The following is an 18054-nucleotide window of genomic DNA, read 5'->3' as shown; positions in this document are numbered from 1 at the left end:
TTAACTTTAATAAATTATTATTCATTTATAGGATAAAAACATTTTGGAGGGAAAATATGAATAAAAGAAATTTTAGTTTTTTTCTAGGATTAATATTAGTTTTTATTTTAAGCAATCAATTTATAAGCTGCAGTTTATCTAAAAAAGATGATGAAAATAAAATAGTTGGAGCCATAACTTTATCTGGATCTACTGCACTTCAACCTTTAATGGAAAGGGCTTCAGAGGAATTTAAAAAAAATAATGAAGATGTAAGTATAAGTGTTCAAGGAGGTGGATCTGGTACAGGATTAACTCAGGTACTACAAGGAGCTGTAGATATTGGAGTTTCAGATATTAAGGCTAGAGAGAAGTTAGGAGATAATGAAGCTAAAAATCTTAAAGAGCACAAAGTAGTAGTACAGGGTTTTGCAATAGTCTTAAGTAAAGATGTTAATATAAAATCTCTTTCAAAAAAAGATTTAAAAGATATTTTTTCAGGAAGTAAAACTAATTGGAAAGAGTTTGGAGGAGATGATAAGGATATAATAGTAGTTCATAGACCAGCATCATCAGGAACAAGAATAACTTTTACTGATAAGATTTTAGATGGAGATAAGGAATTAGAAAATGATAGTACTGGGATTATTCAAGATTCAAATGGGAATTTAAAATCAACTTTAAATACCTCAAGTGGGGCTATAAGTTATATAGGGTTAGCATACTTAAATGATATAGAAAAAGAAAACTTTAAAATAATATCTATAGATAATATAGAGCCAACAAAAGAAAATATAAAAGAAGGAAAATATCCTTTTTGGTCTTTTGGATATATGTACACTAAAGGGCAGGAGGAGAAAATAACAGAATCTTTTATAGACTTTATAGAAAAAGGTGAAAATAAAAATTATGTGGAAGAAATTGGTTTCATTCCATTATCAGAAATGAAAATAAAATAGTGTATTAAAAATTTTATTATTTTTACTTACATATAAAATTAAAAAATGAGGGATTTAATTATGGAAGGTAAAAAGCTTTTAAAAAGATTAAAGAATGAATATATAGGAAAAGGATTTTCTTATTTTTGCGGAGGATTAATAATTTTAATAACTTTATCAATAATATTCTTTTTAGTTAGCAAAGGAATCCTAACCTTTACAAAGGATAAATATAATATTTTAGAATTTTTATTTAATACAAAATGGAGTCCTAATAAGGATTCTGGTAATTTTGGAGCTTTGATATTTATAATTGGATCTACTTTAGTATCCTTAGGAGCTATATTATTAAGTGGACCTATTGCTATTTCCTTAGCAATATTTATGAATATTATATCTCCTAAAATAGGAAAAAAAATTTTACAGCCAGTTTTAGAGATATTTGCAGGAATACCCTCTGTTGTTTATGGTTGGGTAGGAGTATCTTTATTAGTACCATTAATAAAAAATTACTTTGGTGGTTTAGGATTTAGCTTACTATCTGCAATAATTGTACTTAGCATAATGATACTACCAACTATTGCAACAATATCTTCAGATGCTATAAAAGCATTACCTAAAGAATATAAGGAAGCTTCCTATGGATTAGGAGCAACAAGATGGCAAACTATATATAAGGTTATAATTCCAGCAGCGAAAAATGGTATATTAACTGCCGTAGTTTTAGGAATTGCAAGAGCCTTTGGAGAAGCATTAGCAGTACAAATGGTTATTGGTAATACTTTAAGATTACCTAAGGGATTATTATCACCAACATCAACATTAACTAGTATTTTAACTATGGATATGGCAAATACTGTTTTTGGATCTAAGTGGAATAATTCTTTATGGTCATTAGCTTTAATATTACTTCTAATATCTTTTATGTTTATTTTAATAATAAAAAAAATAGGAAGTAGAGGTGAATTAAATTGAAGGTGAAAAAAGCAGACAAAATAGCTACTATAATATTTTATACAATAGCAACTTTTGTTACAGCCTTTCTATCATTTTTTATAATATATATATTAATTAAGGGGTGGGAAGCTTTAAATCTTAACTTTATTTTTGGAGAAAGTAAGGGAACAAAAGAAGGCGGAGGAATAGGAATTCAACTTTTTAATTCATTTTATATGCTTTTCATATCTTTATTAATAACTGTACCTATTGGAATTGGTGGAGGAATATATTTATCAGAGTATGCAGGTAACGGTAAAATAGTAAATTTTATAAGATTATGTTTAGAAACAATGGCTTCTCTTCCATCAATAGTAGTAGGACTTTTTGGACTTTTAGTTTTTGTAACCTTAGTAGGATGGAAATATTCTATTTTAGCAGGAGCTTTATCTGTAAGTATTTTAAATCTACCTTCTATGACAAGAATTAGCGAAAATGCTATAAAGGAGGCATCAAAAAAAGTAAGGGAAGCTAGTTTAGGATTAGGAGCAACAAGATGGCAAACAATAAAAAAGGTAACTATTCCAATAGCTATACCAGGGGTTTTAACAGGTATAATACTTTCAGCAGGCAGAATTTTAGGAGAAGCAGCAGCTTTTTTATATACTGCTGGAATGATTGCTCCTATTGTTAAATTTGATAGGTTAAATTTATTTTCTATGACAGCCCAGGGAAAACTTTCTGCTTATAATCTTTTTAGACCAGCAGAAACCTTAGCAGTTCATATCTGGAAATTAAATTCAGAAGGAATTGTGCCAGATGCTGCTAAAATAGCAAATGGCTCATCAGCTATATTAATATTAATAGTTTTAATTTTTAACTTTGGGGCAAGAATTATAGGTAATGGATTTTATAAACATTATACTGGTAAATAGGAGAGGTGCTTAATGTCAATAATAGTAACTAAAAATTTAAATTTATATTATGATAAGGTTCATGGACTTAAGAATATAAATATAGAGATATATAAAAATACAGTAACAGCACTTATAGGACCTTCAGGTTGTGGAAAGTCAACTTTTCTAAGAACTATAAATAGAATGAATGATTATATAGATAAAGTAAAAATTCAAGGAGAAGTTATTTTTGAGGGAAAAAACATATATAAAGGTTATGATGAAATAGAATTAAGAAAAAAAATAGGAATAGTATTTCAAAAGGCAAATCCTTTTCCTATGTCTATTTATGATAATATTGCATATGGACCTAGAATACATGGAATGAAAAATAAAGAAAAAATAGATGAAATAGTTGAAAGAAGTTTAAAAGGAGCAGCTCTTTTTGATGAGGTTAAAGATAGATTAAAAAAGAATGCATTAGGTTTATCAGGAGGACAGCAGCAAAGACTTTGTATTGCAAGAACTTTAGCAGTAGAACCAGAAGTAATCTTAATGGATGAACCAACTTCTGCATTAGATCCAATTTCTACTAGTAAAATAGAAGAACTTATAGAAGATTTAAAGAAAAAATACACAGTTGTAATAGTAACCCATAATATGCAGCAAGCTAAAAGAATTGCAGATAAAACAGCTTTTTTCCTTAGTGGAGAGGTAATAGAGTATGGAGATACAAAGGATATATTTAATAATCCTAAAAATATAAAAACAAAAGATTACATAACAGGAAGATTTGGATAATTAAGTTTTATAATAATTGAAAAACATAATTATATAAAATTTTTAAAACTTTAAATTAATGATTTATATAAAATTAAATATAAATTTAAGAGGATAGATTTTGTTAAAGGTTTTATTTAGAATAAATAGTAAATTTATAACTTATTCAAATATAACTTTAAAATACTATCCTTTTCTTAATTATTGACTATAAAACTGTAATAATGTAATATAACATAATGAAGTAATGTTGATAATAGGAGTTGAAAGGATGAAAACTAAGATAAACAAAATAATTCCAGGTGGAATTGGAGAAGAAATGGGATTTGAAGTAGGAGATATCTTATTATCAATTAATGGTACTGAAGTTAAAGATATAATAGATTATAGATTTTTACTTGCTGATGAATATGTAGAAGTAGAAATTCAAAAAGCAAATGGTGAGATTTGGGAATTTGAAATAGAAAAAGACTATAGTGAAGATTTAGGAGTAGAGTTTGAAGACTCTATTATGGATAAAGCAAAAAGTTGTAGTAATAAGTGTATATTTTGTTTTATAGATCAACTTCCAAAAGGTATGAGGGAAACCTTATATTTTAAAGATGATGATTCAAGATTATCATTTTTACAAGGAAACTTTGTTACTTTAACTAATATGAAGGATGAAGATATAGAAAGGATTATAAAATATAGAATTAGTCCAATTAATGTATCTGTTCACACAACTAATCCTGAACTTAGAGTTAAAATGCTAAATAACAGATTTGCAGGTAAAATTTATGATAGACTTAAAAAATTGGCAGAGGCTGAAATTACCATTAATGCTCAAATAGTAGTTGTCCCAGGACTAAACAATGGAGATGAGCTTAAAAGAACAGTAGAAGACCTTTATAAATTATATCCAGCAGTTCAAAATATAGCAGCAGTTCCAATTGGAATCACTAAGTTTAGGGAAGGACTTTTTAAAGTAAATACCTTTAATAAAGAAACTGCAGCTAAAGAAATAGAAAATGTAAAAGAACTTCAAGATAAATATTTAAAGGAAGTAGGATATCCTTTTGTAAGATTATCAGATGAATTTTACATAATGGCAGAAAAGGAGATTCCAAAGGAAGAATTTTATGGTTCCTATGGTCAAATTGAAGATGGTATAGGAATGGTTAGGCTTTTAAGAGATACAATAGATAAAGATTTAAATCATTTAGATAAAGATATTTCTGGAAGTTTTTCAATGATTACTGGAACTTTAGCTTATAATGAAATAAAGAGCATTGCAGATAAAATATCTAATAAAAACGAAAAAGTTCTTATAGATGTTTATGCAATAAAAAATAAATATTTTGGAGAAACCATTACTGTAGCAGGACTTTTAACAGGTACAGATATAATAAATCAGCTTAAAGATAAAATTAAATCTAAGTATTTAATTATGCCTGATAATATGTTTAGAAAAGGCTATGAAATGGGAAGCATAGAAGATAAGATAATGCTTGATAATACTAAAATAAAAGACATAGAAGAAGCGTTAGGAGTTAAGGTAATAGTTTGTGATTACACAGGGGAAGACCTTATTGACTTAATAAATGAATATTGCAAGGAGGTATAGCAAATGGGAAAACCAATAGTAGCTATAGTAGGAAGACCAAATGTAGGTAAATCTACACTATTTAATAGATTAGCTGGAAAGAGAATATCAATAGTACAAGATACTCCAGGAGTAACTAGAGATAGAGTATATGCTCAAGCAGACTGGTTAAATCACGAATTTACAATGATAGATACAGGTGGTATAGAGCCTGAAAGTGAAGATATCATAGTAAAACAAATGAGAAGACAGGCACAAATGGCAATAGAAACTGCTGACGTTATTGTTTTTATAGTAGATGGTAAGGAAGGATTAACAGCAGCAGATCATGAAGTTGCTCAAATGCTTAGAAAAAGTAGAAAACCAGTAGTTCTAGTAGTAAATAAAATAGATCATCTAAGAGATGAAGATAATGCTTATGAATTCTATAATTTAGGGATAGGTGATCCTGTAACAATATCTGCATCACAAGGACTAGGTCTTGGAGATATGTTAGATAGAGTTGTAGAGCATTTTCCAAATGGAAGTGAAGATGAAGAAGATGATGAGTATATAAGAATAGCTATGGTAGGTAAGCCTAATGTAGGAAAGTCATCTCTTATAAATAAACTTTTAGGAGAAGATAGAGTAATAGTAAGTAATGTACCAGGAACTACAAGAGATGCTATAGATAGTTATTTAGAAACTGATGAAGGTAAATTTATATTAATAGATACAGCTGGGCTTAGAAGAAAGAGCAAAGTTAAGGAAGAAATTGAAAGATATTCAGTAATAAGAACTTATGCAGCTATTGAAAGAGCCGATGTATGCATATTAATGGTTGATGCTGAGGTTGGTGTTACAGAACAAGATGAAAAAATCATAGGATTTGCTCACGAATTAAATAAAGCAATTATGGTTATTGTAAATAAGTGGGACTTAATAGAAAAAGATGATAAAACTATGGTTAAATATCAAAATGACTTACAGGTTAAACTTTCATTCCTTAAGTATGCACCATATCTATTTATATCAGCTATGACTGGTCAAAGAGTACATAAGGTACTAGAAATAGCAAAAATGTGTTATAATAATTATTCAAAGAGAATATCAACAGGTATATTAAATGATGTAATAAGTAAAGCTGTTTTAATGAAGGAGCCACCAATAGTTGGCTTAAAGAGACTTAAAATTTATTATGTTACACAAGTGGCAAATAAGCCACCAAAATTTATATTCTTTGTAAATGATCCAAGTGCTCTTCATTTTTCATATGGAAGATATTTGGAAAATCAATTAAGAGAAAGTTTTGATTTTAAAGGTACTGGTATAGAGATAGAGTATAGAGAAAGGAAGGAATAATTATGAGTAAAGTGACTTTTCTAGGAGGCGGAAGTTTCGGAACTGCTTTAGGGGTTTTATTAGCAAGTAAAGGCGAAGAAGTTAGGATCTGGGACAGAAAAAAAGATGTTGTAGAGGAAATAAATAAAAATAGACATAATAATAAATACTTAAAGGACGTCTTTATTCCTAAAAATGTCACTGCTTTCTGTGATAAAAAAGAAGCTTTAAAAGATGCTGAATATATAGTTTTAGCAGTGCCATCCCATGTAATTAGAAGTATATGTAAGGAGATTAAGGATATTATTCCAAAGAGTGCAATTGTAATTAGTATAGCTAAAGGTATAGAAGAGGAATCAGATAAAAGATTATCTGTTGTTATAGAAGAGGAACTTCAAAATCCAGTAGTTATAATGTCTGGTCCTAGCCATGCAGAGGAAGTAGCAATTGGCATTCCTACTACTTTAGTTGTATCTTCAAAGGATATGAAGTATGCAAAGAAGGTACAAGATTTATTTATGGCCCCAAGTTTTAGAGTATATACTAATGATGATTTAGTAGGAGTAGAAATCGGCGGTGCAGTTAAAAACATCATAGCTCTTGCTGCAGGAGTTGCAGATGGTATAGGTTATGGTGATAATGCAAAAGCTGCTTTGATGACTAGAGGAATGAAGGAAATAAGTAGAATTGGAGTAGAGCTTGGTGGAAGAGCAGAAACCTTTTTTGGATTAACAGGAATGGGAGATTTAATTGTTACTTGCACGAGTTTACATAGTAGAAACAGAAGAGCGGGAATACTTATAGGTAAAGGAGAATCCTTAGAAGATGCTCTTAAAGATGTAGGTATGGTTGTTGAAGGAGTTAAAGCTTGCAAAGCTTTTTATCACTTAAAAGAGACTAAAAATATTTCAATGCCAATAACAGATATACTTTATAAAGTCTTATTTAAAGGAAAAGATCCTATTGAAGGTGTTAATGAACTAATGGCAAGAGATAAGAAAAGTGAACTTTACTAATTAAAAATTTATTCTTTTAACTTTATACTAAAGAGATAGAAATATTTTCTATCTCTTTTTATTTTTTAGTATATTATTTAAGTTTTTCCAATATATATATACTGTTAATAAATAATTAGGAGGGTATAACGTGGATAACTTTAGCATATATAAAGATATTTCTGAAAGAACTCAAGGAGATATTTACGTTGGAGTTGTAGGTCCAGTTAGAACTGGAAAATCAACATTTATTAAAAGATTCATGGATCTTATGGTAATACCTAAAATAGAAAATACTTATAAAAAAGAAAGAGCAAAGGATGAACTTCCTCAAAGTGGTTCAGGAAAAAGTATCCATACTACTGAACCTAAATTTGTACCTAATGAGGCTATAGAAATAAATTTAGGAGATGGAATAAAGTTTAAAGTTAGAATGGTAGACTGTGTTGGATATATAGTTGAAGGAGCTCTTGGTTATTTGGAAGGGGAAGACAGTAAAATGGTAACAACTCCATGGTTTGATTATGAGATACCTTTTGAAGATGCAGCAGAAATAGGTACAAGAAAAGTAATAACTGATCATTCAACTATAGGCTTAGTAGTTACTACTGATGGAAGTATTACAGGAATTAGTAGAGAAGATTATATGGAAGCTGAAGAGAGAGTTATTGAAGAGCTTAAGCTTATAAATAAGCCATTTATAATTGTACTTAATTCTAAAAATATTGATTCTGATGAAGTAAAAAAACTTAAAGAAGAGTTAGAAGATAAATATAAAGTTCCTGTTCAACCTATGAATGTTATAAATATGACTGAAGAAGATATTACTGGTTTATTCAAAAAAGTACTTAAAGAATTCCCTGTAAAGGAAATAAATATTGATATGCCAGAATGGGTTGAAAAATTATCTCCATCTCATTGGTTAAAATCTGGCTTTTTAAACATAGTAAAAAATATGTGTAAAAACATAAATAAAGTAAGAGATATTAAAGAGTGCTTAGAAAGTTATAGTGAAGAGGAGTTTTTAGGAGCTACTAATATCTGTGAAATGAATCTTGGAGATGGTACTGCAAGAGTTAAGATGAATCCAAAACAAGGGATTTTTTATAAAATATTAAGTGAGATTTGTGACTCAGATATTTTATCAGAAAGTGATTTATTATCTTTAGTTAAAGAACTTAATGTTGCAAAGGTTGAGTATGATAAGGTTTCTTATGCTCTTAATGAAGTGAGAGAAACTGGATATGGGTTAGTTGCACCACAATTATCAGAAATGAAATTTGAAGAACCGGAGATTGTAAAGCAAGGTGGAAAATATGCAGTTAAATTAAAAGCTAGTGCTCCAAGTCTTCATCTAATTAAAGCAGACATAAAAACGGAGATAACACCTATGATGGGATCAGAAAGAGAAAGCGAAGAACTTTATAGAGCTCTTTTAGAGCAATTTGAAAGTGATAGAACTAAACTTTGGCAAAGTAATATGTTTGGAAAATCCTTAGAGATGTTAGTAAAAGAAGATCTTCAACATAAGCTTTATAAAATGCCAGAAGAAGCTCAAATAAAAATTCAAAAAACTCTTCAAAAAATTATAAATGATGGAGATGGAACTTTAATTTGTATAATTTTATAAATATAAATCAGATAATTTTAAATAAACATATATTTTAAAAATTTATTGTTAAAATTCATATGGAATTATAAGGAAATCTAAAATTGTTTTTTTAGATTTCCTATTTTTATTTTAATGCATTTAAATATAATTATTTTAGTTAGCTAAAAAAGGAGGTACTTTATAATTATATATTTTATTATTTTATCAATTAATAAAATTTTTAACATTAAATCAATACTTTATAAAGAAAAATATTAATATAGTTTATAAAATATATAAAATTATGAAAAGTTCTTTTTAATATTAATAAAATTTAAATAATCATAAAATTTACATTTTTATGAAAAACCTTATAAAGGAGTATAATTAGTATTAAGTTAATGCTTACAAATACATAATGTTTAATTCGGAGGTTTTAATATGAAAAAAGTAGCAATTGTTTTCAATGGTGGAACTATATCAATGAAAATTGATCCAAGGATACATGCAGCAGTGCCTAGTTTAAGTGGAGAAGAGATAATGTCAATGGTTACTGGCATAGAAGGATTTGCAAAAATAGAGTGTCATAATTTTTCAAGTTTACCAGGACCTCATATGAGTCCTGAAATAATGCTAGATTTATCACAGTTTGTTCAAAAGTTAGCTGATAGAGATGATATAACAGGTGTTGTAGTTACTCATGGAACAGATTCTCTAGAGGAAACAGCATTTTTATTAGATTTAACATTAAAAACAGAAAAACCTATAATAGTAACTGGAGCAATGAGAAGTAGTTCTGAGCTTGGATACGATGGTCCAGCAAATTTAGCAGCTTCAATTTGTACAGCCTCTTCTGAAGATGCATTACATAGAGGAGTTTTAGTTTGTTTTAATGGTGAGCTTAATAGTGCATCAGAGGTAACAAAGGTAAACTCTATGGCACTTAATGCCTTTAAAACCCCTAATTTTGGACCTATAGGAATAGTAGATAATAATAGAGTAATGTTTTATAGGGATAATATAAGACATAAACCAATGAAAATAGATAAAATAGATGCAAAGGTAGTTTTAATAAAGGCAGCAGCAGGTATGGATTCAACTCTTTTAGATTATTCTATAGATAAAAATGTAGATGGAATAGTTGTTGAAGCTATGGGAAGAGGTAATGTTCCTCCTGATATGGTTGAGGGTATAGAAAGAGCATTAAAAAATAATATACCAGTAGTAATAACATCCCGTTGCTTTGAAGGAAGAGTTTTAGATTCTTACGGATACCATGGTGGTGGAAAGGAATTAAGAAATTTAGGAGTAATATTTGGAGACAACCTTCCAGGACAAAAAGCTAGAATTAAGCTTATCATAGCATTAAGTTATACTAAGAACCTAAAAGAAGTAAGAGAATTATTTGAAAAAGGATTATATAATTATTAATAAAGAACAATATAACAACGTATAATATCAATCTGTAAAAAATATAAGTTCGTATTATTGACAAATAATACGAATTTATATTATAATAATATTCGTAAGATAACTCATATAGTTCTAGCAATAAGGGCTAGAAGTTTCTACCAGATACCGTAAATATCTGACTATGGGTGGATTTTATGAAGGTTATTATTGAATTTTAGCCATCATAGGTTCACGCCTATGATGGCTTTTTGTTATTTATAATATTATGAAAATTATGACTATAACCTTAAGTATAATTAATCCACATGAGGTCATCTACAAATTTAATAATTTTATTATATAAAAGTAGGAGGACTTTACAATGCAAAATATAACTAAAAAATTTTCTGTGAATTTGCCTATAGAAAAAACAAATACTAAAACAGAGGTAATAGCAGGTATTACTACTTTTTTAGCAATGGCTTATATAATCGCAGTAAATCCAGATATTTTAAGTAAAGCAGGTATGCCACAAGGAGCCTTAGTTACAGCTACCTGTTTATCTGCAGGATTTACAACTATACTTATGGGTTTATATGCTAAGTTACCTTTAGGGTTAGCATCAGGAATGGGATTAAATGCTTTTTTTGCTTTTACTGTAGTACTTCAAATGGGAGTTCACTGGACAGTAGCATTAACAGCAGTTTTTGTTGAAGGTATAATATTTATTTTATTATCCTTATTTAAGGTAAGGGAAGCTGTTGTTAATTGTATACCAAAAAACTTAAAATATGCAGTAACGGCAGGGATAGGACTTTTTATTGCTTTTATAGGAATGCAAAACGCAGGTCTTGTAGTTAAAAATGATGCAACTTTAGTATCCTTAGGAACTTTTAAAGCTCCTACAGTAATTATTGCTTTTATAGGGATTATAATAATTGCAGTTTTAGAAAAAAAGAAAATAAAGGGAGCTATACTTTGGGGGATCTTAAGTAGTACATTAATAGCTTGGTTCTTTGCATTTTTTAAACCAGAAGTTGCAGCAAGTTATAGAATATTTTTACCACAAGGATTTTTTAAATTTGAATCTATAGCGCCAATTGCAATGAAATTAGATTTTTCTTTGCTTACATCAGCACAAGGAATAGTGACTTTTATAGGAATAGTATTTACATTTTTATTTGTTGATTTTTTTGATACTGTTGGTACTTTAGTAGGAGTTGCATCAAGGGCAAATATGTTAGATAAAAAGGGGAATATGCCTAATGCTGGCAAAGCTTTATTAGTAGATGCCATAGGAACAACAACAGGGGCTTTAATGGGAGTTTCAGCAGTAACTACTTATGTAGAAAGTAGTACAGGAGTAGAGGCTGGAGGAAGAACAGGTCTTACAGCAGTAGTTACAGGAATACTTTTTCTTATAGCAATGTTTTTTTCCCCTATATTTATAGCAATTCCATCATGTGCAACAGCAGCAGCTTTAATTTATGTAGGATATTTAATGCTTGGATCAGTTAAAAATATTGATTTTTCAGAAATAACAGAGGCTCTTCCAGCATTTTTAACAATAGCAATGATGCCTTTAACATACTCAATTGGAGATGGATTAATTTTTGGGGTATTATCTTATGTTATATTAAATTTATTAAATAATATATTCTCAAAGGAAAAGAAACAAGTTTCTTTTATAATGATAATTCTTGCTGTTATATTTATGATTAAGCTTATTCTTTAATTTTACGATAATATTTAATTATTAATATAAGATTATAAAGATTAGAAGAACATAAAAGAAATGTTTATTATACTTTAGACTATTAAAAAAGACTTTTTCACTTAGTGGAAAAGTCTTTTTTTAATACATTAAAGTAAATAAAATTAAATTCAAGTGAATTTTCCTTAAAGCTATTAATAAATAAAGGTAAAAGTATTACAATGAAATTATTGGAAGCAAACAAGAGAAATTTAATTAATTAAAAAACAATAAAATATTATTAAAATATATTGATATTAAAACTTCTAAATTGAATTAGCATTTGAAAAGATTGATTAAATAAAATTATTACGAATAATTGGGAAAATAAGAATAACAATAAAATAGATGGAAATAAATAAGGCAGAAAAGATAATTAAATATACTTTGAAAATAAGGAAGTGTTTTTATGAAAAAGATAATTTACTATAATGGCGATATATTAACTATGGAAGATACTAATCTTTATGTAGAAGCTATATTAGTAGAAGATGGTTTAATTAAAAAGATAGGGAACAAAGAAGAAATTTTAAGGCTTAAAGATAATGAAACAGAAATAATTGATTTAGAAGGTAAAACTTTAATGCCATCTTTTATTGATGCTCACAGTCATATATCAGGTTTTGCAACTGGACTTGCTTTTGCAAATTTAGATAAATGTAGAAGCTTTCAAGATATAATTAATACATTAAATAAGTTTAAAGAAGAAAGTGAATTAGCACCAGAGGATTGGATTGTTGGCTTTGGTTATGATAACAATAATTTAAAAGAAAAGAAAAATCCTACAAAGGAAGTATTAGACAAAGTATCAAAAGATCATGTTATATTTATATCACATATTTCAGGGCATAACGGTTCTACAAACTCAAAGGGATTGGAGTACTTTGGAATAACAAAGGATACAAAAGATCCTGTAGGCGGAAAATATGGGAGAGAGTTAGAATCAAATGAGCCAAATGGTTATTTAGAAGAAGCTGCTTATAGAAAATGTTCATTAAAGGTTAAAAGGCCATCATTAAAACAAATGGAAGGTTTATTTAAAAAAGCTGAAAAGATATATGAAAGTTATGGAATAACAACAGCACAGGATGGATTTATAAGAGATACTGAATTTAAAATATTAAAGCATATGTCAGATGTTAAAAATATTGAAATGGATATTATAGGATATATAGATTTAGCTGATTCTAAACATATTTATTATGATAATAAAGACTTTGTAAATAAATATATAAATAGATTTAAAATTGGTGGATTTAAAATATTTTTAGATGGTTCACCTCAAGAAAGAACAGCTTATCTTACAAAACCATATGAAGGTGAAAGAACTTATCGTGGATATCCTAATTATCCAGGTGAGAAGGTAGTAGAACTAGTAGAGGAGGCATTGGATTGTAAAGAACAACTTTTAGCTCATACAAATGGAGATGCAGCAGCAGACCAATACTTAGATGCTTTTAAAAAGGCAATAAAATCAGAAAAATATAATGATATATATCGTCCTGTAATGATTCATTCACAAATAGTTAGGGAAGATCAAGTTGCAGATATGAAAAAGATAAATATGATACCATCTTATTTTGTAGCTCATACTTATTTCTGGGGTGATGTTCATATTAAAAATCTTGGAAAAGAAAGAGCTTTTAAGATAAGTCCAGTTAAAACAACTGTAAATTTAGGAGAAATTACATATACATTACACCAAGATACTCCAGTTATTTTACCAGATATGGTATTTACTATTTGGTGTGCAGTAAATAGAATTACTAAATCAGGAGTTATTATTGGACCAGATGAAAGAGTTACCACTATAGAAGCGTTAAAAGCTGTAACTATAAATGCAGCTTATCAATATTTTGAAGAGAATATAAAAGGATCAATAAAGGAAGGTAAACTTGCAGATTTAATAATTTTAGATAAAAATCCACTAAAGGTTGATAAGATGGATATAAAGGATATTAAAGTCATTGAAACAATAAAAGAAGGAAAAGTTTTATATAAAAAAGTTAGTAATTAAAGATTTCATAAAATAAAAGATATTATTGTTAGATGAATTGTATTAAGGCATTAAGTGGAAAATAAAATTTTTAATGAAACTTTATTTGCATAAATTAATTAATTAAAATATAGAATAATAAAAATAAATATAAAAATATTTGTAAATTTTTTATTAACAAACCATTGACTTGCCATTAAGGGAGTTGTAAAGTATATATAGTTTCCTATGGAAGGATGATGAAGATGATTAAAAGCATGACCGGATTTGGTAGAGCAACTACAGAGGAAGGTAAAGATAGAATATACACTTTAGAAATAAAAAGTGTTAATCATAGATATTTAGATATTAATGTTAGAATGCCAAAATCTATGATATCCCTAGAAGAAAAAATAAGAAAATCTGTTTCTGAAAAGTTAAATAGAGGAAAAGTTGATATTTTCTTAAATTATAAAAATTATGGTCAATGTAATACAGTAGCAAAAATAAATACAGAACTTGCAGATAGCTATATGGAATGTTTAAAAACATTAGAAAATAGATATAAAGATATAAAAAATGATGTATCTGTTTCATTAATAGCAAGATTTCAAGATGTAATAACAACAGAAGAAAAAGAAGAAAATTTAGATACTATATGGGGTGAGATTTCACCACTTTTAGATAAAGCATTACATAAAATAATTGAAATGAGAGAAACGGAAGGAGAAAAACTTAAAGAAGATATTTTAGAAAAATGTTCTAAAATAGAAGTTTGGGTTGATGAAATAGATAAAAAATCTCCTTTAGTAGTTGAAGCTTATAAAACTAAGCTTCAAGAAAGAATTTCAGATCTTTTAGATAATGTAGAAATAGATGAACAAAGAATTGCAATGGAAGTTGCAATATTTGCAGATAAAGCAGCTATAGATGAAGAAGTGACTAGGTTAAAAAGCCATATAAGTCAAATGAGAGATACATTAAGTTTAGAAGAGCCTATAGGCAGAAAGTTAGATTTTTTAATACAAGAAATGAATAGAGAATCTAATACAATAGCATCTAAATCTACTGATTTAAATATAACAAATTTAGTCATCAATATTAAAAATATTATAGAAAAAATAAGAGAGCAAATTCAAAATATTGAATAATTAGGAGGATGACCATGAGTATAAAACTTATTAACATTGGATTTGGAAACATAGTTTCCGCAAACAGATTAGTTGCAATTGTAAGTCCAGAATCAGCACCTATTAAAAGAATAATTCAAGAGGCTAGAGATAGAGGTATGCTTATTGATGCAACCTATGGAAGAAGAACAAGAGCTGTAATAATAACAGATAGTGATCATGTTATTTTATCAGCAGTACAACCAGAAACTGTTGCGCACAGATTATCAACTAAAGATGAAGTTGTAGATGAGGTTGATGAATAATGCATAATCATAAAAGAGGAATTTTAATAGTATTATCTGGACCATCTGGTGCAGGAAAAGGTACTATTTGTAAAGAGTTATTAAAACAGTGTGATAATTTATATCTTTCTGTGTCTGCAACTACAAGAAACCCAAGAGAAGGGGAAGTTGAGGGAGTTAATTATTACTTCCTAACTAAAGATGAATTTAGGGAAAAGGTAGCACAAAATGACTTTTTAGAACATGCAGAAGTTTATGGAAACTACTATGGAACACCTAAATCTAAAGTTGAAGAAATGTTGGATTCAGGTAAAGATGTTATTTTAGAAATAGATATTCAAGGAGCTTTAAAGGTTAAGGAAAAAGCTACAGACGGTGTGTTTATATTTATATTACCACCTTCTATGGAAGAACTTAAAGCTAGAATAATTAAAAGAGGTAGTGAAACAGAAGAATCTTTAATGACAAGATTTAAATCTGCATACCAAGAGATAAATTATGTATCAAAATATAACTATGCAGTAGTTAATGATACTGTTTGTGAAGCTGTAAAAAAAATAGAAGGAATTTTATTAGCAGAAAAGTGTAGAGTAGATAGAATTAAAGAAAGCATTTTAGAATCTAAGGAGGGTACTATTCATGAACAACTCTATGATTAATCCATCAATAGTGGAACTTTTAAAGAAGGTAGACAATAGATATTCTTTAGTTATTGTTACATCAAAAAGAGCAAGACAAATTATTGATGGAGCAGAAACTTTTGTTAAGGTAGATTCAAATAAACCTTTAACAATTGCAATCAATGAAGTGAATGAAGGATTTGTTGATTATGAGCAATTGAAAGAAGGCTTGAAGTAAAAATGAATAAAAAGTGTGTTGTATTAGGCGTGAGTGGAGGAATAGCTGTATATAAAGCTTTAGACGTTATAAGTACACTTAGAAAAAATGATGTGGAAGTTAGAGTTATAATGACAAAGTCAGCTACAGAGTTTGTAACTCCTCTTTCATTTCAATCATTAAGTCAAAATATGGTTATTACAGATATGTTTGAAGAGCCAAAAGCTTGGGAAATTCAACACATTTCTTTAGCTAAAAAGGCTGACCTTATGGTTATAGTTCCTGCCACAGCAAATATTATTGGAAAAGTTGCAAATGGAATAGCAGATGATATGCTATCTACTACTATTATGGCAACTAAAGCTCCAGTAGTCTTTGCTCCGGCAATGAATACTAATATGTATGAAAATCCTATTGTTCAAAATAATATTAAAAAACTTAAAGAGTTTGGATATAGTTTTATAGAGCCTGCAGAAGGTAGATTAGCCTGCGGAGATACAGGCAAAGGTAAACTTCAAGATACAGGTATTATTTCTAAAACAATTTTAAGTATGCTCAATGAAAACAAGGATTTAAAAGGAAAAAAGATATTAGTAACAGCAGGGCCAACAATTGCTCCATTAGACCCAGTAAGACATATAACTAATAGGTCTACTGGAAAAATGGGTTATGCCATTGCCGAGGAAGCAAGAGATAGAGGGGCAGAAGTAACCTTAGTTACAGGACCAACTTCTATAGAAAAGCCTTTTGGTGTAAATATAATAGAAATTAAAACAAATAAAGAAATGTATGATGTTGTATTATCAGAGTTTGATGATAAAGATATTGTTATAAAGTCTGCAGCAGTAGCAGATTATAAGCCTAAAGAATACAGCAAAGAAAAAATAAAAAAATCTTCTGATATCCTTAATATAGAGCTTATAAAAGATAAGGATATATTAAAGGAGCTTGGGAAGAAAAAGAAAAATCAAATTTTAGTAGGCTTTGCAGCGGAAAGTAATGATTTAATGAAAAATGCAAAGGGAAAGCTAGAAAAAAAGAATTTAGACTATATTGTAGCAAATGATATAACTGGAGAAGATATAGGATTTGCATCAAATAAAAACAAGGTTAGTATAATCTCAAAAGATGGAGAGATAAAAAATCTTGAAAAGATGTCTAAAAGAGAAGTTGCAAGAAATCTATTTAACATAATAAAAGAGCGCTAATGCGCTTTTTTATTTTATAAAGGGTGATTTAAGTGGCATTTTATGCTGAAGTTATAGTAAATAATGATTCTCTTCAAGTCGATAAACCCTTTACCTATTTAATTCCTGAAAAATATGAAGATAAAATAAAAAAGGGATTTAGAGTTAAGGTTCCTTTTGGAAGAGGAAATAAAACTATAGAAGGGTTTGTTTTAAATATATTGTTTGAATATGATGGAGACTTAGATAAAATAAAAGAGATATCATCTTTATGTGATGATGAACCTATTTTATCTTTAAAGGACTTATATCTTATTGACTTTATGAGAAAAGAATATCTATGTAAGTATATTGAAGCCATAAGAGTAATAATTCCTAAAGGAATTATGAAAGGAAATAAACATAGATTAAAATCAGCTATTTTTTTTAAGAAAGAACTTAAAGAAAAATTTTTAAAGGATAACTTTAAAGAAATT

The 18054-nt window shown here is 28.3% G+C and carries 17 protein-coding genes and 1 riboswitch; all 17 genes read left to right on the top strand.

Annotated features, from left to right (window positions below; genetic code table 11):
* Positions 1-56: 56 nt before the first annotated feature.
* Positions 57-938: a phosphate ABC transporter substrate-binding protein gene (locus BUA70_RS08700; RefSeq protein ID WP_072896361.1), complete on the top strand. Its 882-nt coding sequence runs from the start codon at positions 57-59 to the stop codon at positions 936-938.
* Positions 939-998: 60 nt separating this feature from the next.
* A complete protein-coding gene (gene pstC, locus BUA70_RS08695) occupies positions 999-1892 on the top strand; it encodes a phosphate ABC transporter permease subunit PstC (protein ID WP_072896359.1) in 894 nt (297 codons plus the stop codon).
* On the top strand, positions 1889-2788 hold the full coding sequence (gene pstA, locus BUA70_RS08690; RefSeq protein WP_072896357.1) for a phosphate ABC transporter permease PstA: 900 nt from the start codon (positions 1889-1891) through the stop codon (positions 2786-2788). The genes pstC and pstA overlap by 4 nt, the downstream gene beginning before the upstream one ends.
* A gap of 12 nt (positions 2789-2800) precedes the next feature.
* Positions 2801-3550 (top strand): phosphate ABC transporter ATP-binding protein PstB, encoded by a 750-nt coding sequence (gene pstB / locus BUA70_RS08685; RefSeq protein WP_072896354.1) that lies wholly within the window; start codon positions 2801-2803, stop codon positions 3548-3550.
* A 250-nt stretch (positions 3551-3800) separates the two neighbouring features.
* The gene (locus BUA70_RS08680; protein ID WP_072896352.1) at positions 3801-5135 is read left to right on the top strand and encodes a DUF512 domain-containing protein; all 1335 of its coding nucleotides are present in this window, start codon (positions 3801-3803) and stop codon (positions 5133-5135) included.
* A 3-nt stretch (positions 5136-5138) separates the two neighbouring features.
* Entirely contained in the window at positions 5139-6455 is a 1317-nt protein-coding gene (gene der, locus BUA70_RS08675; protein ID WP_072896349.1) for a ribosome biogenesis GTPase Der, read from the top strand.
* Positions 6456-6457: 2 nt separating this feature from the next.
* A complete protein-coding gene (locus BUA70_RS08670) occupies positions 6458-7450 on the top strand; it encodes an NAD(P)H-dependent glycerol-3-phosphate dehydrogenase (protein WP_072896346.1) in 993 nt (330 codons plus the stop codon).
* A 130-nt stretch (positions 7451-7580) separates the two neighbouring features.
* Positions 7581-9059 carry a stage IV sporulation protein A gene (spoIVA, locus tag BUA70_RS08665; RefSeq protein ID WP_072896344.1) on the top strand — a complete coding sequence of 493 codons (1479 nt, stop codon included), beginning with the start codon at positions 7581-7583 and terminating at the stop codon, positions 9057-9059.
* A 402-nt stretch (positions 9060-9461) separates the two neighbouring features.
* On the top strand, positions 9462-10451 hold the full coding sequence (locus BUA70_RS08660) for an asparaginase (RefSeq protein WP_072896342.1): 990 nt from the start codon (positions 9462-9464) through the stop codon (positions 10449-10451).
* An 84-nt stretch (positions 10452-10535) separates the two neighbouring features.
* Positions 10536-10635, top strand: a riboswitch (purine riboswitch).
* A gap of 159 nt (positions 10636-10794) precedes the next feature.
* Positions 10795-12147 carry an NCS2 family permease gene (locus BUA70_RS08655; protein WP_072896339.1) on the top strand — a complete coding sequence of 451 codons (1353 nt, stop codon included), beginning with the start codon at positions 10795-10797 and terminating at the stop codon, positions 12145-12147.
* Positions 12148-12574: 427 nt separating this feature from the next.
* Positions 12575-14182 (top strand): amidohydrolase, encoded by a 1608-nt coding sequence (locus BUA70_RS08650; protein ID WP_072896337.1) that lies wholly within the window; start codon positions 12575-12577, stop codon positions 14180-14182.
* A gap of 224 nt (positions 14183-14406) precedes the next feature.
* On the top strand, positions 14407-15291 hold the full coding sequence (locus tag BUA70_RS08645; RefSeq protein ID WP_072896334.1) for a YicC/YloC family endoribonuclease: 885 nt from the start codon (positions 14407-14409) through the stop codon (positions 15289-15291).
* Positions 15292-15305: 14 nt separating this feature from the next.
* Entirely contained in the window at positions 15306-15575 is a 270-nt protein-coding gene (remA, locus tag BUA70_RS08640) for an extracellular matrix/biofilm regulator RemA (protein WP_072896332.1), read from the top strand.
* Positions 15575-16213, top strand: a complete 639-nt coding sequence (gmk, locus tag BUA70_RS08635; RefSeq protein ID WP_072896330.1) for a guanylate kinase — start codon at positions 15575-15577, stop codon at positions 16211-16213. The genes remA and gmk overlap by 1 nt, the downstream gene beginning before the upstream one ends.
* Positions 16194-16412, top strand: a complete 219-nt coding sequence (gene rpoZ, locus BUA70_RS08630) for a DNA-directed RNA polymerase subunit omega (protein WP_072896328.1) — start codon at positions 16194-16196, stop codon at positions 16410-16412. Before gmk ends, rpoZ begins: the two co-directional genes overlap by 20 nt.
* A 2-nt stretch (positions 16413-16414) precedes the next feature.
* Positions 16415-17599 (top strand): bifunctional phosphopantothenoylcysteine decarboxylase/phosphopantothenate--cysteine ligase CoaBC, encoded by a 1185-nt coding sequence (coaBC, locus tag BUA70_RS08625; RefSeq protein ID WP_072896326.1) that lies wholly within the window; start codon positions 16415-16417, stop codon positions 17597-17599.
* Positions 17600-17631: 32 nt separating this feature from the next.
* On the top strand, positions 17632-18054 hold a 423-nt coding region (locus BUA70_RS08620), incomplete at its 3' end, for a primosomal protein N' family DNA-binding protein (protein ID WP_483188759.1).

This window comes from Clostridium fallax (genome assembly GCF_900129365.1).
GTDB classification, from domain to species: domain Bacteria; phylum Bacillota; class Clostridia; order Clostridiales; family Clostridiaceae; genus Clostridium_AH; species Clostridium_AH fallax.
The sequence above is the reverse complement of the archived record's forward strand: the minus strand, read 5'-3'. Positions and strand labels throughout refer to the sequence as shown.